General features: G+C 46.6%; 14 protein-coding genes. 11 read left to right on the top strand and 3 right to left on the bottom strand.

Annotated features, from left to right (window positions below; translation table 11 throughout):
• Positions 1-465 carry an outer membrane lipoprotein gene (locus D1Z90_RS07645; RefSeq protein WP_119910163.1) on the bottom strand — a complete coding sequence of 155 codons (465 nt, stop codon included), beginning with the start codon at positions 463-465 and terminating at the stop codon, positions 1-3.
• A gap of 22 nt (positions 466-487) precedes the next feature.
• Between D1Z90_RS07645 and aat the strand changes: the two genes are divergently transcribed.
• The 3 genes from aat (at position 488) to infA (ending at position 2,192) form a co-directional block, all read left to right on the top strand.
• On the top strand, positions 488-1,198 hold the full coding sequence (gene aat, locus D1Z90_RS07640) for a leucyl/phenylalanyl-tRNA--protein transferase (protein ID WP_119910162.1): 711 nt from the start codon (positions 488-490) through the stop codon (positions 1,196-1,198).
• Positions 1,165-1,902 carry an arginyltransferase gene (locus tag D1Z90_RS07635; RefSeq protein ID WP_119910161.1) on the top strand — a complete coding sequence of 246 codons (738 nt, stop codon included), beginning with the start codon at positions 1,165-1,167 and terminating at the stop codon, positions 1,900-1,902. Before aat ends, D1Z90_RS07635 begins: the two co-directional genes overlap by 34 nt.
• A gap of 71 nt (positions 1,903-1,973) precedes the next feature.
• The gene (infA, locus tag D1Z90_RS07630; RefSeq protein ID WP_119910160.1) at positions 1,974-2,192 is read left to right on the top strand and encodes a translation initiation factor IF-1; all 219 of its coding nucleotides are present in this window, start codon (positions 1,974-1,976) and stop codon (positions 2,190-2,192) included.
• Between the two features lie 86 nt (positions 2,193-2,278).
• Here infA and clpA read toward each other — a convergent pair whose 3' ends face one another.
• Positions 2,279-4,537 carry an ATP-dependent Clp protease ATP-binding subunit ClpA gene (gene clpA / locus D1Z90_RS07625; protein ID WP_119910159.1) on the bottom strand — a complete coding sequence of 753 codons (2,259 nt, stop codon included), beginning with the start codon at positions 4,535-4,537 and terminating at the stop codon, positions 2,279-2,281.
• Positions 4,538-4,578: 41 nt separating this feature from the next.
• Complete coding sequence (gene clpS, locus D1Z90_RS07620; protein WP_119910158.1) at positions 4,579-4,896, bottom strand: ATP-dependent Clp protease adapter ClpS; 318 nt, start codon at positions 4,894-4,896, stop codon at positions 4,579-4,581.
• Between the two features lie 218 nt (positions 4,897-5,114).
• On the opposite strand from clpS, the gene cspD reads away from it, so the two are divergent.
• The 8 genes from cspD (at position 5,115) to D1Z90_RS07580 (ending at position 21,452) form a co-directional block, all read left to right on the top strand.
• Entirely contained in the window at positions 5,115-5,327 is a 213-nt protein-coding gene (gene cspD, locus D1Z90_RS07615) for a cold shock domain-containing protein CspD (RefSeq protein WP_119910157.1), read from the top strand.
• Positions 5,328-5,523: 196 nt separating this feature from the next.
• Positions 5,524-6,138: a pseudouridine synthase gene (locus D1Z90_RS07610; protein ID WP_119910156.1), complete on the top strand. Its 615-nt coding sequence runs from the start codon at positions 5,524-5,526 to the stop codon at positions 6,136-6,138.
• Between the two features lies 1 nt (position 6,139).
• Positions 6,140-6,598, top strand: coding sequence for an NUDIX hydrolase (locus D1Z90_RS07605; RefSeq protein WP_119910155.1), 459 nt, complete (start codon positions 6,140-6,142; stop codon positions 6,596-6,598).
• A 103-nt stretch (positions 6,599-6,701) separates the two neighbouring features.
• The gene (gene mnmA, locus D1Z90_RS07600) at positions 6,702-7,811 is read left to right on the top strand and encodes a tRNA 2-thiouridine(34) synthase MnmA (RefSeq protein ID WP_119910154.1); all 1,110 of its coding nucleotides are present in this window, start codon (positions 6,702-6,704) and stop codon (positions 7,809-7,811) included.
• Between the two features lie 3 nt (positions 7,812-7,814).
• Positions 7,815-8,438 (top strand): high frequency lysogenization protein HflD, encoded by a 624-nt coding sequence (gene hflD, locus D1Z90_RS07595; RefSeq protein ID WP_119910153.1) that lies wholly within the window; start codon positions 7,815-7,817, stop codon positions 8,436-8,438.
• A gap of 63 nt (positions 8,439-8,501) precedes the next feature.
• Positions 8,502-9,869 (top strand): adenylosuccinate lyase, encoded by a 1,368-nt coding sequence (gene purB / locus D1Z90_RS07590; RefSeq protein WP_119910152.1) that lies wholly within the window; start codon positions 8,502-8,504, stop codon positions 9,867-9,869.
• An 82-nt stretch (positions 9,870-9,951) separates the two neighbouring features.
• Positions 9,952-11,076, top strand: a complete 1,125-nt coding sequence (locus D1Z90_RS07585) for a cupin domain-containing protein (protein ID WP_158587077.1) — start codon at positions 9,952-9,954, stop codon at positions 11,074-11,076.
• Positions 11,077-11,861: 785 nt separating this feature from the next.
• Complete coding sequence (locus D1Z90_RS07580; RefSeq protein WP_119910150.1) at positions 11,862-21,452, top strand: non-ribosomal peptide synthetase/type I polyketide synthase; 9,591 nt, start codon at positions 11,862-11,864, stop codon at positions 21,450-21,452.
• Positions 21,453-21,498: the final 46 nt, after the last annotated feature.

The following is a 21,498-nucleotide window of genomic DNA, read 5'->3' as shown; positions in this document are numbered from 1 at the left end:
TTAGTACGCCAGATCCACGCGCACGCCGTCGTCAAAGTATAACAAGCGCACGGCGTCGCCAGCTTTAAACAACATATTGGCATCATAGTCTTGTACCACATTGACCAACCCGCCCTGCTCTAACGTTAATAACATTTCAACCAAGCGTACATCTTTCACTTGTGGTTGCTGGTATTGCTGTGCCAAGCCCGCTCCCAATAAAGTGCCCACGGCAGTGGCCACAATTTGCCCGGTACCATCCCCGATTTGATAACCAAGCAAGCCACCAATAGCGGCACCTGATAATGTTTTCCAACCTTGATGCTGTGATTGTTGAATTTGTTGTTGATTGATGTAGCGCACACTATCAACTTTAGCGAAAGCAACCTTGTTCACCGGCTTGGCCACATTTCGCTGGTACGGACTTGCAGTCACTGGGGTAAAACAGGTTACAATAATGGGAATTAGCAGCCAAATCAGTTTCATCTACTTGCCTCAAACTTAAGCCATGTCTTTATTTATAACCGAATTAACCGATGACGCCCAGGATTTTCCACACCCCGCACACGCCTTAGCAGAGCCTGACGGTTTGCTCGCCGTTGGCGGCGATTTATCGGTCTCAAGACTCAAACAAGCATATCAAAATGGCATTTTCCCTTGGTTTGACGCCAGTCAACCTATCCTGTGGTGGAGCCCGAGTGAGCGCGCAATAATAGCGCCCGAGCGGGTCCATGTAGGCCGTACTATGCGAAAACATATTAAGCGCCAACAGGTTGCTATCACGGTCAATCTTGACTTTACTCAAGTAATAGAAGCATGCGCTCATACTCAGCGCCGAGGCGAAGGAACTTGGATCACGCCACAAATGGTCCAAGCCTACATCGACTTACACCATGCGGGTATGGCTCACTCCATTGAATGCTGGCACCAAAACCAACTTGTCGGCGGGCTATATGGCGTTGCTGTCGGGCAACTGTTCTGCGGCGAGTCGATGTTCCATCACCAGACTAACGCCTCTAAGCTTGCGTTCATTGGCCTGTGCCAACACTTTTCCCGTCATGGAGGGCAACTGATTGACTGTCAGCTAGATAACCCTCATTTGCAAACTTTAGGCGTAAAAGACGTGAGCAGGCCGCAGTTCCTTAAGCAGTTGGCTCAATTAAAGCAGCAGGAGGTCACCAAGGAATGCTGGAACAAGCAAATGATAAGCGTAACCTAGTATTAAAGGTAGGAATCACACCCGAGTCTGATTGCAGTTATTTACCTGATAAACAAGAGCAGCTTTTGGTGTTAATGGACGCCACCATGCGCACTGCGCCAGACTACGAACAGCTACTGGCTCTGGGTTTTCGCCGTAGCGGCGATGATTTATACCGACCTCATTGCGCTAGTTGCCATGCGTGCCAATCTGTCAGAGTAGACTGTTCAACATTTAAGCCCAGTAAAAGCCAAAAGAGACTACTTAATAAAAACAAAGACTTAAGTTGCAGGGTCAGTCGCACAATTCAACCCCATTATTACGCTTTATACGAAAAATACATCAACCTTCGTCATGCCGACGGTTCGATGTTTCCAGCCACCGAAAAGCAATATCAGCACTTTGTGATTTGCCATTGGCTGGCTCCCTGTTTTATCGAAATTTATCACGAACAAACACTCATCGCGGTGGCAGTGACCGATGATTTACCCCACAGTTGTAGCGCCATGTACACTTTTTATGATCCTGACTACGAGACCCGGTCTCTTGGCAGTTATGCCATCTTACAGCAAATCCTGTTTGCCCAAAGCCAACAAAAGCGCTGGTTATACTTGGGCTTTCAAGTGGATGATTGCAGAAAAATGAATTACAAAACTCGATTTAAGCCATATGAACGATTAATCAAGGGAGAATGGCATAATTTCGCTAATAAAGTGGCGCCTTAACTTTACCCTGTGCAGCAAATCTGGCATTATGCGGCGGTCAAAAAATAGCAAACATGCAAATAGAGGATTCAATGGCGAAAGAAGATAATATTGAAATGCAAGGTACGGTGTTGGATACACTGCCAAACACTATGTTCCGCGTTGAGCTAGAAAACGGCCACGTAGTAACAGCCCACATTTCAGGTAAAATGCGTAAAAACTACATCCGTATTCTTACGGGTGACAAAGTCACGGTGGCTTTAACGCCTTATGATTTGTCTAAAGGACGCATTGTGTTCCGCGCAAGATAATCACTTCGCCAAAAAAAACCAGCGCATGCGCTGGTTTTTTTGACTTAGTGGCCGCTTAACAGCCCTCAGAGATAGCCTTAGTGGTGTTAGGCTGGCTCCCCTACTTTAGAAAACTTAAACGTTAGCTTGTCTTTCTTAAGCTTAACCGTGACATCTCCACCACTCACTAAGTCGCCAAATAAAATTTCGTTGGCCAATGGCTTTTTGAGTTGCTCTTGGATCACCCGAGACATAGGTCGTGCGCCCATGGCTTTATCATACCCTTTATGAGCTAGCCACTCTCTGGCAGCATCGTCCACTACCATCGACACACCTTTTTTGTCTAGCTGCGCTTGCAGCTCAACGATAAATTTGTCGACCACTTGATATATCACTTCCATATCAAGGTGGTTAAACCAAATAATATTATCGAGGCGGTTCCTAAATTCTGGCGAGAATACGCTGTTGATTTCTTCCAACGCGTCATGGCTTTGGTCTTGTGCTTTAAAGCCAATGCTCTGCTTGGTGGTATGTTGCACGCCGGCGTTGGTCGTCATCACCAAAATTACGTTACGGAAATCGGCTTTTCGGCCATTATTGTCTGTCAGCGTGCCGTGATCCATCACCTGCAACAACAAATTGAACACGTCGCTATGGGCTTTCTCTATTTCATCCAGCAGCACCACGCTGTGGGGGTGCTTGATCACAGCATCTGTTAATAAGCCCCCTTGGTCATAACCAACGTAGCCAGGAGGCGCCCCAATCAAACGAGAGACAGCATGGCGCTCCATGTACTCAGACATGTCGAACCGGATCAGCTCAACACCCATTATTTTAGCAATTTGCTGGGTGACTTCCGTTTTACCAACCCCTGTGGGACCCGCAAACAAAAACGAACCGACAGGCTTGGCTTCATGACCTAAGCCAGAGCGACTCAACCGAATCGCGTCTGTCAATGCTTCGATGGCGTTGTCTTGGCCAAACACCACCATTTTTAAATTCCGCGATAAGTTTTTCAGTACGTCTTTATCAGAAGCCGAGACCGATTTAGCCGGAATACGCGCAATCTTAGAAATGATGTTTTCGATGTCGTTAACGCCAATGGTTTTTTTACGACGACTGGCTGGCAGTAATCTGACCTGCGCCCCTGCTTCGTCAATGACATCAATGGCTTTATCGGGTAAATGGCGCTCATTGATATATTTTGCGCTTAACTCCGCCGCTGCCCGCATTGCTTTGGCCGTATAACGCACATCGTGATGTTCTTCGTACCGGGCTTTAAGGCCCATCAAGATCCGTGTCGTATCATCCACAGAAGGCTCTACGATATCCACTTTTTGGAAACGTCTGGCTAAGGCGCGGTCTTTTTCAAAAATTTGTGAAAATTCTTGGTAAGTGGTTGAACCAATACAGCGCAACAAGCCATTGCTGAGTAGGGGTTTAATCAGATTCGCAGCGTCCATTTGGCCACCGGAAGCAGCTCCTGCGCCAATGATGGTATGAATCTCATCGATGAATAAAATGGCGTTGTCTTTTTTCTCAATTTGCTTGAGTAAGTTTTTAAAACGTTTTTCAAAGTCGCCGCGGTACTTGGTGCCGGCAAGTAACGCGCCCATGTCCAACGAGTAAATGGTGCTGTCTGCAATCACTTCAGGCACTTCTTTATGCACAATGCGATAAGCCAAGCCTTCTGCGATGGCGGTTTTACCTACGCCCGCCTCGCCCACTAACAACGGGTTATTTTTACGACGACGACACAATACCTGTATTGTGCGGTTGAGCTCATTATCACGTCCAATCAGGGGATCAATACGCCCTTCAAGCACCAACTCATTCAGGTTGGCTGCGTAATTCTCAAGTTTTACCCCACCTTCTTCAGCTGTTTCTTCCACATTGTTGCTTTCAACATGGTGATGGCCCTCTTCGCCTTCATCTTTGCGAATGCCGTGGGATAAAAAGTTCACCACATCGAGGCGAGAGATATCCGATTTTTTCAGAAAATAAACAGCTTGTGACTCTTGCTCACTGAAAATGGCAACCAACACGTTTGCGCCTGACACTTCGGTATTGCCTGAAGATTGCACGTGAAATACCGCTCGCTGTAACACCCTTTGAAAACCCAGCGTGGGTTGCGTTTCACGCTCTAAATCATGCTCAGGAATAAGAGGTGTGGTTTGGTCTATAAAATCGTTGATCTCTTTGCGTAATTTTTCTGTGTCTGCGCTACAGGCGGCGAAGGCTTCATGCGCCGATGGGTTATCTAATAATGCGAGTAGTAAATGCTCCACCGTCATAAACTCATGACGATTCTCTCGCGCTTGCTTAAAAGCATTGTTGAGTGTTTGCTCTAGCTCTTTGTTTAACATAAGCGACTCTCCCTAAAAAACCACAAGAAGACTAATAGGACTTAATCCTGTTCCATAGTGCACATTAAAGGATGCTCGCTTTCACGAGCAAAATTATTGACTTGCACTACTTTTGTTTCTGCTATCTCAGCAGTGTAAATACCACAAACGCCTTTTCCTTGGTAATGAACATTCATCATGATTTGAGTGGCACTATCAATATCAAGATTGAAAAACTTCTGTAACACTTCTATCACAAAATCCATCGGCGTGTAATCATCATTCAGCAGTATTACTTTATATAACGATGGCGGTTGTAATTTGGTTCTTACTTCGTCAGCGACCTGACTGTCGTGTTCGGGTTCCTGAAACTTGCTCATAATAAAATACTAGTATCTCTGTTTACTGATCGCGAAAATGTTTTTTGCTTTAGATTAACATCACAAACACATCATTAAGTTAATTTCACTGTCTTGACTATGCTATTTTTTTTACTAAATTGATATCTTGATGATATCAACAATCATCATGTAAATGCTTACACGCAATAAGGCATACAATTTTTAGTTCATTTCTACAATAAAAAGGATGCAGAAGTATGGCAACCGGTACGGTTAAATGGTTCAACAACGCGAAAGGTTTTGGTTTCATTTGTGCAGAAGAAGGTGGTGAAGATATTTTTGCACATTACTCAACGATACAAATGGAAGGCTACCGCACATTAAAGGCGGGCCAACAAGTTCAGTTTGAAACTCACGCCGGACCAAAAGGCTCTCACGCAACGGAAATTTGCCCAGTAGAGCAAAAATAACCTGAGAACTAAAAAAGCAGGCTTAGCCTGCTTTTTAGTTTAACCAATCTGACGTTGAAAATCTGCGTTTTTCTCTTCCCCGCTGTTATCCCGCTTACCCGGCAATGTTAAACGGTTATCGATGTAAACTTATCCGGTCATTTTAAGCTGCCTTTGATATACTCGTGCCACTGTACTTAAACCAATACTTTGCTTCATGCCCAAGCCATACCATCCTAGGCCCCAAAAATCGCGCCCAGTCAGAAAACCGACTGGATCTAAAACGGTCCCAGCAGCGCGCAAAGTCATCTTATTCAATAAACCTTTTGACGTATTAAGCCAATTCACCGACGATAATAACCGCGCGACCTTAAAGGACTACATTAAAGTGCCAGGGGTTTATGCCGCCGGCCGACTTGACCGCGATTCAGAAGGCTTATTACTGCTAACCAACGACGGTAAGCTGCAAGCAAAAATCACTCAACCCAGTGCTAAAACCAGCAAAACCTATTGGGTACAAGTGGAAGGCGCGCCCAGTGAGCTTGATTTAGACGCGCTACGACGTGGCGTTGAGTTAAAAGATGGCCTAACACTACCAGCCAAAGTTGAGGTGATGAATGCGCCAACGGTATGGCCGAGAGTGCCGCCAATTCGCGAGCGAAAATCCATCCCGACAACTTGGCTGAGTATCACTATTCGCGAAGGACGAAACCGCCAAGTTCGACGCATGACGGCTCACATAGGGTTTCCTACCTTACGTCTAATTCGCTATCGCATTGGCAATTGGACCATTGACGGCATTGAAAATGGTCACTATCAGGAGATAAATTAACATGTTCGCCCCCCACGTTACCGTCGCTTGTATCATCAAATATAAGCAGAAGTACTTATTTGTCGAAGAGCACGACGCAGGTCGAGTGGTGTTGAACCAGCCCGCCGGGCATTTAGAAGCAAATGAATCGTTGAATCAGGCTGTTAGCCGCGAAGTGTTAGAAGAAACAGGCTTGGCCCTCGAACCTCAAGGTTTGGTCGGCTGTTATCTTTTCACCAGCCCGCACAATCACATCACCTACTTACGCTTTTGCTATTGTTATGAGTTCACCTCGGCGCCTCCCCCTTGTAAGCCCCAAGATCACGATATTATTAACTGCCACTGGTTGTCTTTAGAGCAATTAAAAGAGCGCCATACCCAGCTGCGCAGTGCCCTAGTATTGGAAGTGATCGAAGACTTTGAACAAGGCAAGCGTGCACCAATGGAAATGCTTAAATACTACCCAGATGGCAATGTTTAAAAGTGCACCGGCGTTAAATAACCTCGACTGGATCACAAAGCTGTCTTAGGCGCTAAATATTTGTTAGAATCACGCCGTTTTTTCCCAGGATTTATAGGTTGCTATGAAAGACAACAGTCAAACTAAAGTCATCGTTGGTATGTCAGGTGGCGTCGACTCCTCGGTGTCCGCATATTTATTATTGCAACAAGGCTATCAAGTTGAAGGCTTGTTCATGAAAAACTGGGAAGAAGACGACAACGACGAATACTGCGCTGCCGCTGAAGATTTAAAAGATGCCCAAGACGTCTGTGACAAACTTGGCATTCATTTGCATACCATCAACTTCGCCGCTGAATATTGGGATAACGTGTTTGAGCACTTTCTCGAAGAGTACAAAGCCGGCCGCACGCCCAACCCGGACATTCTGTGCAATAAAGAAATCAAGTTTAAAGCTTTTTTAGACTTTACCGCTGAAGAGCTCGGCGCAGATTTCATTGCCATGGGCCACTATGTGCAAAACCGCCAAGTGGACGGCAAATGGCAAATGCTTCGAGGATTGGATCAAAACAAAGACCAAAGCTATTTTTTGTATACCTTGAGTCATGAGCAAGTAGGTAAAACCTTGTTTCCTGTCGGCGGTATTGAAAAACCTCAAGTGCGTGCCATTGCTGAACAACAAGACTTGGTCACCGCCAATAAAAAAGACAGTACGGGCATTTGCTTTATCGGTGAGCGTAAATTTACCGACTTTTTACAACAGTACTTACCTGCCCAGCCAGGCAGTATTGAAACTTCCGAAGGTGAAGTGATTGGCGAGCACCAGGGCTTGATGTATCACACCCTAGGTCAGCGTAAAGGCCTGCACATTGGTGGCATGCAAGATGGCAGTGGCGAACCTTGGTATGTGGTTGAAAAAGATTTGAAACGCAACGTATTAATTGTTGGCCAAGGGGCGAATCACCCCGCGTTATTTTCCTACGGCTTTGACGCAACCCAAGTGCATTGGGTGTCCCGAGAGCCCTTGACCGAGCCTTTGCAATGCACCGTGAAAACACGTTACCGCTCTAAAGATGTTGCATGTACAGTAACACCCTCGGGCGAAGACAGTTTATCAGTGACTTTTGCCGAGCCGGAAAAAGCCGTCACTCCTGGTCAGTCCGCTGTATTTTACTTAGATGAGGTCTGTTTAGGCGGCGCTGTCATCGATCAACAATACCGCGAAGCGAGGTAAACTATGAGTCAAGATTTGCAAGATCGTACCCTCGCCTTTGCTGGCATTTGGCAAGCAGCGGCTTTAGTTGAAGAAGTGGCACGCACGGGCCAATGTAAACCCGATGCCATGAAGAGTTGCTTAAACTCATTAATGGCAACCGACCCTAACTCTACGTTAGCCGTGTATGGCTCGATGGCGGACCTCAAGCTTGGCTTTGAAGTCTTAGTGGATCAATTAGAGAACCAAAATAACCAACGCCATATTATGATCACCCGTTACGTCATTGGCTTATTAGCCCTTGAAAAAAAATTGGCCAAACGCGGCGACCAAATGAATCTACTGGCTGAACGCATCACACAAGTCAAACGACAGTTAGCCCACTTCAACATTGAAGATGAACAAGTGATAGCGAACCTAGCGAGTGTCTACAGCGACATCATCAGCCCACTCGGCCCAAGAATCCAAGTTTCTGGCAAGCCAGAAATTTTGCAACAAACCAGTGCGCAATATAAAATACGCGCCCTACTGCTGGCCGGCATTCGGTCATGTGTGTTGTGGCGCCAAGTAGGTGGCAAACGCCGCCATATCATTTTCTCGCGCAAGAAAATGGTACAACAAGCAAAACTAAATTTAGCCAGGGTGTAACTCCCTAGCCTTATTAACAAGACAGTGTCTTTTCATCTGACACCAGCAAATCAGGAGCAAACAATGGAACTTTCTGCATTAACGGCGGTATCTCCAGTTGATGGCCGTTACGGAAGTAAAACGTCAGCACTTCGTTCAATCTTTAGTGAGTTTGGTTTAATCAAATACCGTGTCACCGTTGAGGTGCGCTGGTTACAGAAATTAGCTGCCACTGAAGGCGTTGCGGAAGTGCCAGCGTTTAGCGCGCAAGCTAACGCATTGCTTGACGCCATTGTTGCTAACTTCTCTGAAGCCGACGCACAGCGAGTGAAAGATATTGAAGCCACCACCAACCACGACGTTAAAGCGGTTGAGTACTTTTTGAAAGAAAAAGTGGCAGACAACGCAGAGCTTGACGCTGTTTCTGAGTTCATTCACTTTGCTTGTACTTCAGAAGATATTAACAACACCTCTCATGGTCTGATGTTAACTGAAGCTCGCAACGAAGTGGTATTGCCTTACTGTGAAAAAATCACCCAAGCAATCCGTGGTTTAGCGAAAGAGTACCGAGACACACCTATGCTGTCTCGCACCCATGGTCAACCCGCGTCTCCAACTACTTTAGGTAAAGAGATGGCAAACGTGGTTGCACGCCTTGAGCGCCAAGTTAAACAAATTAAAGCGGTTGAATTTTTGGGCAAAACCAATGGCGCGGTAGGTAACTATAATGCTCACCTAAGTGCTTACCCTGAAGTTAACTGGCAACAGTTTGCCGAAGAATTTGTAACCGGCCTTGGTCTCGAATTTAACCCATACACCACGCAAATTGAGCCACACGATTACATCGCTGAGTTCTTTGATGCTATCGCCCGTTTCAACACCATCTTACTGGACTTTGACCGTGACGTTTGGGGCTACATCTGCCTGGGTCACTTCAAACAGAAAACCGTTGCCGGTGAAATTGGTTCTTCAACTATGCCTCATAAAGTTAACCCAATTGACTTTGAAAACTCAGAAGGCAACTTGGGTCTTGCTAACGCTATCTTTGATCATCTCGCTGCGAAACTGCCGGTTTCTCGCTGGCAACGTGATTTAACGGATTCAACCGTATTGCGTAACCTGGGCGTTGCCATCGGTTACTCTGTTATCGCATACGAAGCCAGCTTAAAAGGCATCAGCAAGCTAGAAGCAAATGTGGACAGCCTAGCCAATGACTTAGATTCAAACTGGGAAGTATTGGCCGAGCCAATTCAAACCGTGATGCGTCGCTACGGCATCGAAAAGCCATACGAGAAGCTAAAAGAGCTGACTCGTGGTAAACGCGTAGACGGCCAAGGCATGAAAGACTTTATTGATACACTTGACTTGCCGGAATCAGTCAAAGATGAGTTAAAACTCATGACACCTGCTAACTACATCGGTCAAGCGGTTGAGCTTACGGACAAGCTATAAACTCTAGCTGCAGTGAATAAGCCGCACTTTGGTGCGGCTTTTTTGTTGGTAAATTTTTTGTTTGTGTATAAAAGGTAATACAGTGCCTAAGTTAAATATTGATATCGACCACTTTCTCAGCCAGTACTGGCAGAAAAAGCCATTATTTGTAAAACAGGGCATCGTTGATTTTGTCGACCCCATCTCGGCCGAAGAAATGGCCGGCTTAGCCATGGAGCCGGAAGTGCAATCACGGCTGGTTTCGCTGAATGACGGTAAATGGCAAGCTGAATGTGGTCCATTTCAAGACTTTAGTCGCTTAGCTCAAGACGGTGCCACCTTGCTCAACCAAGCGGTTAATCATTGGCATGAGCCTTCCGCAAGTTTAGTGAAACTCTTTCATTTTATTCCTAATTGGCGCTTCGACGATTTAATGATCAGCTATTCAACCCCCAAAGGCGGCGTTGGGCCTCATATTGATCAATACTGCGTATTTATCATTCAAGGACAGGGTAAACGACATTGGCGGGTAGGAGAAAAGCAGGACCTCGCAGAATTTACCTCAGACAAAGCATTGAAGCACTGTGGCCCTTTTGAAGCATGTATTGATGTGGTGATGGAGCCGGGTGATATCTTATATATCCCTCCGGGTTGTCCCCATGAAGGTTATGCTGTTGAAGCCGCCTTAAACTATTCCGTCGGCTTTCGTGCCCCGGATCAAAAAGAACTGCTCAATGACTTTACTGATCACCTGCTGCAACAAGAAGCTTGCTGGCAACGCTATAGCGATCCGGAATTAACGCAAGCCAATCTATACGGTGAAATAAGCCGCCATGAAAGCGATAAACTCAGCACATTATTACAAAGCCTGATTAACCAACCTGAAGTAATACTGCCCTTCTTCGGACAGCACTTTTCAAGTTCGAATCACGAGCTGGATATATTGCCATTAACGCAAGAGATGACCGCAGACACCCTTCATTCGGCTTTACTTGAAGGCGCCATTGTACGTAAAGTGCCAGGCTTAAAATTCATATATTTAGCACAGCGTCCTAACAGTATTTTTGTCGCGGGTGAGCAATACGATGTAAGCAATAATCAATCTCAGTACTATCGGAATTTATGCAACCCCGAAGTGCAACAGGCTGATATTGATGAAATTTTAGCCAGCAATGACGCTAAAACCCTGCTTACCTGGTTTACTTTAGGCTACCTTTTTCTCGATTAACGCCTCGTAACTGATTAATAACGGCGGCGAAAAGTGAACTAAGTCATAAAATACAATATAAAGTTCACATTCGCCCTTGCACAGTTTTTGATCGATCATGAATTACACCACTTTTATGCTGAGTTTTATTCATCTTTCCGCAATTCTTCAAGTTATCGAGCACCCAATAACCTTTCTAGCAGCAAGGATAATATGCGATTAAAATCGCCACATTTCGATTGGTAGCGCTAACATTTAAGCCAAACATCAATAAACTCCTGTTAATATATCTATTATTTGTTCAGTTGGGTGCCCCATATCGATAATATTGTTATTGTCGATATAAACAAAATGTAAAAAACACCATTGAAACACATAGCCCTGCAATAGACCCGTAAATAAGCATAAAAAGCCACTAATAACATGCAGCCTTATAGTTAAACCCATTAAAACCCTCTTAAACCTAAGTAAATCCTTGTTCAAAAAATCGTCACCTAGGTGACATTGAAAGCGACATTTTGTTGTTTTAACATCGCTGAGCTCCATTAATTAATAATAATGTTGATTAGATGACGTAGTACGTCAGCGTTATTTTAGATGAGAAGCTAAGGATAGCGATGTGTCTAAAAATAGTTTGCGATTTGCAAGCTGCGGTATTTTTTCAACACCTTTAATTCGCCTATTCCAAATAGTATTCATGCTCTAAACGTGGCCGTTTAAGCCAGTTTATGAGTTTTTAAACTTGTTGATTGAAACAACGAATAACAGTTGTAAGCCATCAAGTATTTATTACTACGGAAATAGTCATGAACGTTTCAGACATTCAAAACACTGCGCCAACGAGTTACGCAACGGACAAAGAAAACGACATTGCCATTATAAGTTTATCCTGTCGTTACCCTGGCAATATCGACTCCCCTCAAGCCTTTTGGCAATTTCTTTTAAACGCGGGAGACGGCATCATTGATGTCCCAAATGATCGTTGGGACACCCAGGCTTGGTTCGACAGTGACAAAGATAAAGCCAACAAAATGTACGTTAACCGCGGTGGTTTCCTACAAAACATTGATAAGTTTGATCCACAATTTTTCAATATTACGCCAAAAGAAGCGCCCCATATTGATCCCCAACATCGCTGGTTGCTAGAGCTCACCGAAGAGCTATTTGAAAATGCAGGGATCGCAGGCAGTCAGCTTAAGGGCTCAGATACCGCTGTGTATATTGGCCAATTCATGCATGACTATGAGCAAATTCAGCTCGACTCAAGCGCAAAGGGAATGATGAGCAGCCACTCGGCGACGGGGCCTTCCATGACATTAACGGCTAACCGGATCTCATATTGCTACGACTTAATTGGCCCCAGCGTCACTCTGGATACCGCATGTTCATCTTCATTAGTTGCCCTTGATATGGCTTGTAAAGCCATTCATAGCGGAGACAGTAAAATGGCTATCGCAGGCGGGGTCAATATCCTATTACGCCCTGAGCTGACCATGTCTATCTGTAAAGCGTCGATGCTCTCGCCCGATACCAAATGCCAGAGCTTTGATGCGGCAGCGAATGGCTATGTGCGCAGTGAAGGAGCAGGCCTCGTACTGGTCAAAAAATTATCCGATGCTGTCGCCGCAGGCGATAACATTCTTGCAGTTATTAAAGCCACTGGTGTCAACCAAGATGGACAAACCGTCGGGATCACAGTGCCAAACGGCGACTCGCAAAAGAAACTGCTCGAAAAAACCTTACAACAGGCGAAAATTTCACCTCAAGACGTTCAATATGCAGAAGCCCATGGCACCGGCACTGCCGTAGGCGATCCAATTGAAGTAAATGCCTTGGGCGCGCTTTTTGGTCCAAGACCCGAGCAACAGGCCAAATGTGTCATAGGCTCTGTCAAAAGTAACATTGGCCACACCGAAGCAGCAGCCGGTATGGCGGGCTTGATTAAAACCGTTAAAGCCATGCAGCATGGGGTGATCCCACAAAATATCCACTATCACAACACCAACCCAAAAATAGATTTAGAAAAACTGAATCTGGAAATAGCTGCCACTGAGCAACCTTGGCCTGAAACAGATGGCGGCACAAGAAATGCCGTGGTTAACTCATTTGGTTTTGGTGGTACGAATGCCAACGTAGTGCTGCAACACACTCCGCAGGCGCAAAATCGGGCCAAAGATCAACAACCGGTTATCAATAGCTTATTAAAGCTCTTACCCCTGAGTGCAAAGTCACCCAGCGCCCTTAAACAACTAGCAAAAAAATACCTTGATATGCTTTCTGCCCTTAGCGATGACAGCGCAGAGAGTACGGCCAAGCCCCTTCACGATATATGTTATAGCGCCAGCACTAAACGAGACCACCATGCCTTTCGGATGACAGTATCCGGACACAATATCGCGCAGTTATGCCAAGGGCTACAGGCATTTATCGAAGGCGATAACCACCCAAGTACATGCCAAGGTAAAGCTCTGTCTAACAGCAATCAAAAAATTGCGTTTGTATTTTCAGGCATGGGCACCACTTGGCCGGCGATGGGAAAAAGCTTATATCAACAAGAGCCGGTATTTCGAGAAGCCATGGACCAATGCGATCAGGCTTTAGCCCGTTATACTGGTTGGTCCTTAACAGACAAAATTTATCACAGTGACGACGAGCATTTAATCCATCAAACCGACATTGCCCAGCCGGCTATTTTCGCAACACAAGTTGCTATTGCTGCGTTATTAAAGAGTTGGCATGTCAAGCCCGCAGCCATTGTTGGACACAGTGCAGGTGAAGTGGCTGCCAGTTATATCGCTGGCGCTCTGGATTTCGACTCGGCCATTCGGGTAATTTATCAACGTAGTCAACTGCAAGCCACCACCGAAGGTGAAGGTAAGATGTTGGCTGTAGCACTGAGCAAAACTGCTCTCGCCCCCTACTTAGCAGGCATTGAAGACAAGGTGTCAATTGGCGCCATCAATAGCGAACAAGCCATAACTCTGTCAGGTGACGAGCAAGCTTTGACTCACATAGCGCAACAACTGGACGAACAAGGTATTTTCGCCAGAATGTTGAAAGTGGCCGTTCCCTACCACAGCCCAGTGATGGACAAACTTAAAGCGCCGCTGATAGCCAACCTGGCAGGTCTAAAAGTCGCCACTCCAAGCATTCCTATTTACTCCACTGTAACAGGCAAACAAGCCACGACTGAAGCTTGGAATGCCGAATATTGGCCAGATAATGTGCGAGAGCCCGTGTACTTTCAAGCCGCCATAGAAAGTATGGTAGCGGATGGTTATCAAGTATTTTTAGAAATCGCACCACACGCAGCATTAGCCAGCTCGATTAAAAATAATCTTGTGGATTTGGATGACAGCCTTGTAGTGACGACCATGCAGCGAAAGCAAGACGATAACCTGATGCTACAACAAAGCCTGGCTCAGTTGCACTGTGGTGGGATAGCGCTTAATTGGCAGCAGCTTTATCCGCAACAAGGACAGTTTATCGACCTGCCGAATTACCCATGGCAACATCAAAGCTACTGGCATGAGTCAGTGGAAGTGCAGCAAACGCGGATCAAAAACATCCGAAGTCAAAATGGCTTTGAAGAGGAACAACACCCGTTACTTGGTTGTCGCTTAAAATCAACGTCAGCCATTTGGCAAAAACAGTTTGAATTGCAAGACCTTACTTATATTGGCGACCACCAAGTTGAATCTGAAGTCGTTTATCCGGGGGCCGCTTACATTGAGATGGCACTGGCGTTAGCCTGTGAAACCAGCGAAAACTCTCAGCTTAGCTTGGAAAACATTCGATTCGAACGTGCCTTTTTCATTGCAGAAAGCCACACCATAGAAACCCAGTTTGACAGCCAAACAGGGGATTTTAGTGTAACAGCACTCAACAGCGAGTCTGGACAGTGGCAAAGATACAGTGCAGGAACTATTAGTGAGCTGCCCCCCGCCCCACAAAAAACGCAACTGGATATTTCTGCTTTAAAGCAAGGGCTTCCTAAACGCCTTGAACAAACGGCGTTTTACCAACACTGTCATCAACTTGGCTTGACCTACCAAGAAAGCTTTCAAGGCGTGCAGTGGGCCCAGCACAGTGATCAGCAGTCATTAATTGCTTACCAGCTAGGGGCTAAGTTGGCTGCAAATCTTAGCCAATACCATTTGCACCCCAGTATTTTAGACGCCGCTTTTCAAAGTCTCTTTGCCACTATCGATTCAGGCTTTTTACCCGTTGCTATTAAACAATTGGTTTTACATAAAAAGCCGCAGGCGCAAGGGTATGCTTTTCTCAATACACTGTTCAAAGACAACGAGCATATTCGTGGCGATATCATCATTTGCGACCCTGACGGCCAAGTCACAGTGGAGGTATTAGGCGTTGAACTCGTTGCCAGTAAAACCCAGATTGAACACGCTAATGCATTACCCATTGAATACATGTTTGAATGGCAAAAGGATAAAACAAGCACAGAGCTTGCACCAAACAGTGAAAAGAAACACTGGCTAATTGTCGGGCTTGAACAGCAAGGCATTAAGCTTCAACAAGCACTACTGGCCGCAAACCAAACTTGTGATTACCTGGCAATTGACCATAGTGCTGATTACACTGCGGCAGATTTGAGCCAAGCATTGGCGCCCTTTACTGACGCAGATTCACTGATTTATTTACCCCAACACACCTTGGCCAATGGGATAACATCGCTTAACGGCGAACAAATGCAGCAAGCATGTCATTCAAGCGCGGTTTTACCAATGGCACTGACACAAGCCATCGAACAGGTCGGCTGGCAGAAGCTAAATCAAGTCTGTTTTATCACCTTAGCCAGCCAGCGAGTGAGCGCGGACCACTACCAAGACAGTGAACCATTACAATTGTGGCAGACACCATTGTGGGGTTTTGGCCGCGTCTTCGCTGCTGAATACCCAGCATATCAGACTCGCTTAATCGATATCGATCATGCGCTGACCTTGTCGTCTGACCCTGTCATAGAGGAACTCTTACGCGCTGATTATCAGCAAGAAGTGGCTCTGCGTCATCACTCAGAAAAAGCACAACGCTATTACCACCAGCTTGTCAGTGCCACTTCACAACACTTAAGCCAGCAAGCCCACCAGCCAACCGAAAAGCAAGCACAACACCATTTTGCATTGAAAACACATAATGGCGAAGTAACCGCGGTTCAACAAACCCTGCCTATGCCAACGGCAAACCAGCTGAAGCTAAAGGCGGTGCAAATCAATACCTGTTTCAGTCAAGCCGGTGGCGCATCGAGTCAATTACAAGGCCTTTGTGATGTTTGGGCTGAAGTTTGCGCGACCGGTAGTAGTGTGACAGGCTTTGATATTGGCGATGAAGTGTTACTTATCCAGCAACAAGGCATCGCCGGCGAAATCCTGGTTGACGCTCAGCATGTCATCAACCTAAGCCAGCAAAACGTTAACACTGAGGCTTTGCGCCAACTGCATTTGTCCAGTCTTGCATTTGCCGCTGAAGCCTTGTCACAAGCAAATAAGCAGCAACCTATTCTGGTACAAAATGCAGATTGTTTACCCAACATGGCTTTTGTTCAAGTCGCCCTTAGCCGCAAGATCCCCGTTGTCGCCACGGTACAAAATACCGCCAACCAAAGTCAGCTGTTAGCCGCCGGGGTGGCTCAAGTGTTCAGTCAACAAAGCTTTGCCTTTGCCACGGTCACCGATGCCGAATATCAAATACTGGTCAGTGATTTAACAGGCCAGTTTATTGACAAAGCCTTATCTCAGCTTGGCGTACTCGGAACGTTCTTAAACCTCAATCGCGACTTAGTATTAGCGCCCAAAACCCAGCAAGGTCTTATCGAACGACAAATTACAGTACGTCATTTAAGTCCCGCAAGCTGGCAACACCAGCCAATCAATGAGCAAGGCTTAATCCAGCTATGCCACCAATCGGGGCAATATGATGCATTGATAGCACCTGCGTCTATCCAATCCGTCAATCAACTCTCCCGTTATTGGCAACAGGGCGCCGGGGAGTTATTACAACTGCCCATCAGCACTTTACAAGTTCCCGTTTGTCACGGTATCAACCCCGATTACATTCGCAGTGACGCCTGTTATATGGTAACCGGTGGGCTTGGCGGGCTGGGTTTAACCATTCTCGATTGGCTAGCGCAGCAAGGCGCCGGACACATTGTTTTGATCGGCCGCCGAGCGCCAAGCGAGCAAGCGTTAATCGCCATAGCAAAAGCGCAGGCAATGGGCTGCCAAGTATCTTGGCGCCAAGCCGATGTATCAGACTACCCACAAATTGAAGCGGTTATTAAGGAGTTCAATCGTTCAACGTGCCCACTTAAAGGCATTATTCATTCCGCCGGAGTATTGGCTGACGGCACCATCGCAAGTCAAAACAAGGCTCAATTTGACAAAGTACTACAGCCTAAAGTAACCGGTAGTTGGAACTTACATCAGGCCAGCCTCCCCCTTCAACTTGATGTGTTTGTGTGCTTTTCTTCCATCGCCGCGGTTGTAGGCTGGGCAGGTCAAAGTAACTACGCCGCCGCGAATACGTTTATGGATAGCTTATGTCATTATCGTCAGAGCCTAGGCTTAGCAGCCTTAAGTGTTAACTGGGGGCCATGGGCTGACGCAGGCATGGCGGCAAACCTAGCAGATAATGATATTCAACGTATGAGTGATGCAGGGATGGCTGCGCTTAGCAATGCTCAAGGCTTAGCAGCGATGGATCAACTCTTAAGTCACGGTGTGGCTCAGGGCGGCGTGTTTGAGCTTGATTGGCAAAAAATCTTACAACAATTCCCTAACCCCGCCGGTAAGACCTTGTTTGCGCGTTTTTACCAAGCAAGCGAGTCCGAGCAGCAAGATTTTATCAGCGTATGGCAACAAACGCCTCAAGCGGATCAAAAAGCCCTGTTACAAACTACCGTAGCAGGCTTACTGGCAGAGGTCATCGGCCTAGCGTCTGCTGAGCAAGTGGATAATGGCCGTAATGTGTTTGAGTATGGTCTGAACTCTCTCATGTCAATGGATTTTAAGAATCGCTTACAAGCAGCGTTGAGCTTAAAACTGCCAGCAACCTTAGTGCTTAAACATCCTAGCGTGAACGCGATTGTGGCCTTTTTATTGGCCGGTCCACTGGCCACCGGAGCCCAAGCTGACAATGCTGAAGAAAAGCTACAGACCGTCAGCACTGGCTCTGTTGCAATTAGCCGTCGTAACAACGACAGCTTGCCAGCCCCTTTGTCCTTCTCGCAGCAACGACTGTGGCTGATTGATCAGATCGAAACGGCTAAAGCGCAATATAACCTACCTTCTGTTTTGAAACTTCAAGGCAGCCTGAATGTCGCGGCCCTAGAGCAAGCCCTTGGCGGCATTATTTTGCGCCATCATATTTTACGAACCGTATACCAGGTTGACGCTAATGGTGAAGTTAACCAGCAAGTTATAGAAGGGGAATCATTTGCTTTACAACAACATGATCTTTCCCAGCTGGACGCCGCAGCGCAAGCGCAAGCTTTACAGGCACAGATTGACCAAGAGAGCCAAACGGAGTTCGATTTAAGCAAAGATCTAATGCTCAGAGCTTGCTTAATTCACTTGTGCAAAGATGAATACGTGTTAGTTATGACCATGCATCATATTGCCGCAGACGGCTGGTCGCGCAGTCTTATTGAGAAAGAAATTCTCGCCTTATACCAAGGCCATTCGCAGCAACACGCCCCAGAAATACCTGAACTAGCGATACAGTACGCCGATTATGCTCACTGGCAGCGCCAAGAGCTTGATCAACAAACACTGGCTAAACTGTTCGATTTTTGGCAACAAGAGCTCGCCGATTTAGCACCTTTGCATTGCATTCCAACCGATAAACGCAGGCCAAACGTCGCAAGTTATACCGGCGCACGCATCAAGCAACGTTTCTCGGCTCATCTCACACAACAGCTTAATCAATTAGCAAGGCAATTAGACACCACCTTATTTGTGGTACTGCAAGCCGCTTTTTCGAGCTTACTACAGCGATACTCAGGCGCCGAGCAAATTGTTCTCGGCACCCCGGTAGCCAACCGAGACCGCCACGAAATCGCTGAATTGGTCGGTTTTTTTGTGAATACCTTGGTATTAAAAAATGACCTTTCTGGCCAACCCAACTTTGAACAGTTAGTTGCCAGAGCAAAGTCGACCCATTTGGCCGCTTTAGAGCACCACCAATTGCCATTTGAATATTTGGTTGACCAGTTACAACCAGAACGTAGCTTAAGCCATGCGCCGTTATTTCAGGTGATGATGGCGTTGCAAAATAACCAAGCCAGTCAACCTAGCTTGCCAGGAATTAAAATTGAGGTACTGCCTCATGAGAGCGTTTTTGCAAAATTTGACCTTAATCTAGACATGGTAGAAACCGCAGAGGGTTTAAGCCTTGATTGGGAATACGCAACAGACTTGTTTGAAGCCAGTAGTATTTCGCAACTAAGCCGTCACTTTGAGCAACTTGTTACTGCCGTTTGCCAAGATCCGAGCCAACCTTTGGCCAACATTGTACTGGGAGACCCGCAACAATTAAGGCAAATGGCTCAGGGAGAAACCCTCACGACTCAAGCACTGCTGATCCATCAACTGGCAGAGCATCAGGCAATACACCAAGCCAATGAAACAGCACTGATCTTTGCTGAACAACGTTTCACATGGCATCAATTGAATCAACAAGCCAATCGTTTAGCTCACAAGCTGATCAGCCATGGTGCCGGTAAAAATCAACGCATTGCGATTGCGATGGCGCGTTCACCTGATCTTATCATCGCGATTTTAGCCAGCTTAAAAACTGGCTCCGCTTATGTACCATTAGATGTCAGTGCGCCGCAGCAACGATTAGCGTTAATGTTGGCAGATTGTGAGGCCATCATTACGCTCAGTGACAACAGCCTCGATCACTTAACGGTTCCAGGCGTGCACCTTACTTCTCAAGACTGGCAAGATTTATCAACATATAGCGAGGCCCCGCCGAAGCAAAATACATTGAGCATGGCGGATCCGGCTTACCTGATTTACACATCTGGTAGTACAGGCAAACCCAAAGCTGTGCTTCAAAGCCACCAAACCATCAGTCACTTGGTGCAGCATCAGCGAGGCTTGCAACAGGCCGCAACAACGTTGCAATTGGCGTCCATTGCGTTTGACGTGTCAATTCAGGAAATTGCCACCAGTTGGTTTACCGGCAGTCCCTTAGTGTTATTGCCTGACCCCCTCAAGCTAGATGGCAAGGGCTTAATCAGTTACCTGCAAACGCATCAAGTTGAACGCATATTCAGCGCGCCTGCAATGTTCAGTTTTCTGTTGGACAGTTTGGCTCAGCAGCAAATGCAACTGCCTGCACTGCGCGAGGTGGTATTAGCCGGAGAAGCCTTCAGCATTAACTCTGCTATGGCAGATCTAATGAAACAAGGCGTCAAGATCCATAACCATTATGGTCCTACTGAAACTCACGTGGTCACAGAGGTGGAATTAACCGGTCTTCGCGTCGGCAATACGCCAAGTATCGGCCGACCTCTGGCCAATCATCAGGCATGGGTTTTAAATGCCGCCATGACGCCACAACCTATTGGCGCTGTGGGTGAGCTTTACATTGGCGGGCCCGGCGTGGCACATGGCTACCATCAACAGCCTCGCCTGACCGCGCAACGTTTTGTGGAGCATCAAAACCAGCGGCTTTATCGCACCGGTGACAAGGTGAGATGGTTAGCCAATGGTCAGCTGGAGTTTCTTGGCCGCGCGGACCAACAAGTTCAAATACGCGGCTTTCGGGTGGAGCCTGGTGAAGTGCAAGCCTGCTTGCAAGCACTCCCCATCATTGAAGATGCCGCCGTGATCGCCCAAGGCACACCAAGCAAATTGGTCGCCTATATCGTGCCAACGCCAACCGACGCTCAAAATACCCTGAGTCAACAAGCACGGCAAGCCCTGTCACAACAGCTGCCCGATTACATGGTGCCAAGCGCATTTGTGGTGTTATCTGAACTGCCTTTTACCCTTAACGGCAAACTCGATGTTAACGCCTTACCGAGTCCACAACTTCAACAAAGTGTACATCAATATCAAGCGCCAAACACGCCTACCCAACAAGCATTAGCAGCAATATGGGCACAGCTGTTAGAGCTGGATCAAGTCGGCTTGGACGATGACTTCTTTGCTCTTGGTGGCCACTCTTTATTGGCCACAAGGTTGATTGCTCAAGTTAACCAAAATTGGCAAATCGAGCTTGAGATTAAACAAGTATTTGAGTCGCCGACTTTGGTCGCCTTTGCCCACGAAATCGATCAGCAACATGAGTTCAGTGAATTATTACATCACTTAGATGACTTGTCTGAAGCCGATTTAGACCGCTACCTCGAAGAAATGTCTGACTAATAAAACAACTTGCCCGCTCAGCGTTTCACTTGCGGCGGGCAAGCTC

This window comes from Motilimonas pumila (genome assembly GCF_003596335.1).
Taxonomy (GTDB): domain Bacteria; phylum Pseudomonadota; class Gammaproteobacteria; order Enterobacterales; family CBDFNC01; genus Motilimonas; species Motilimonas pumila.
This window is presented reverse-complemented; position numbering and strand designations above follow the sequence as displayed.

Coding starts and splice junctions, on each gene's coding strand:
- D1Z90_RS07645 (WP_119910163.1), bottom strand. CDS start 465: ATGAAACTGATTTGGCTGCTAATTCCCATTATTGTAACCTGTTTTACC.
- aat (WP_119910162.1), top strand. CDS start 488: ATGTCTTTATTTATAACCGAATTAACCGATGACGCCCAGGATTTTCCA.
- D1Z90_RS07635 (WP_119910161.1), top strand. CDS start 1,165: ATGCTGGAACAAGCAAATGATAAGCGTAACCTAGTATTAAAGGTAGGA.
- infA (WP_119910160.1), top strand. CDS start 1,974: ATGGCGAAAGAAGATAATATTGAAATGCAAGGTACGGTGTTGGATACA.
- clpA (WP_119910159.1), bottom strand. CDS start 4,537: ATGTTAAACAAAGAGCTAGAGCAAACACTCAACAATGCTTTTAAGCAA.
- clpS (WP_119910158.1), bottom strand. CDS start 4,896: ATGAGCAAGTTTCAGGAACCCGAACACGACAGTCAGGTCGCTGACGAA.
- cspD (WP_119910157.1), top strand. CDS start 5,115: ATGGCAACCGGTACGGTTAAATGGTTCAACAACGCGAAAGGTTTTGGT.
- D1Z90_RS07610 (WP_119910156.1), top strand. CDS start 5,524: ATGCCCAAGCCATACCATCCTAGGCCCCAAAAATCGCGCCCAGTCAGA.
- D1Z90_RS07605 (WP_119910155.1), top strand. CDS start 6,140: ATGTTCGCCCCCCACGTTACCGTCGCTTGTATCATCAAATATAAGCAG.
- mnmA (WP_119910154.1), top strand. CDS start 6,702: ATGAAAGACAACAGTCAAACTAAAGTCATCGTTGGTATGTCAGGTGGC.
- hflD (WP_119910153.1), top strand. CDS start 7,815: ATGAGTCAAGATTTGCAAGATCGTACCCTCGCCTTTGCTGGCATTTGG.
- purB (WP_119910152.1), top strand. CDS start 8,502: ATGGAACTTTCTGCATTAACGGCGGTATCTCCAGTTGATGGCCGTTAC.
- D1Z90_RS07580 (WP_119910150.1), top strand. CDS start 11,862: ATGAACGTTTCAGACATTCAAAACACTGCGCCAACGAGTTACGCAACG.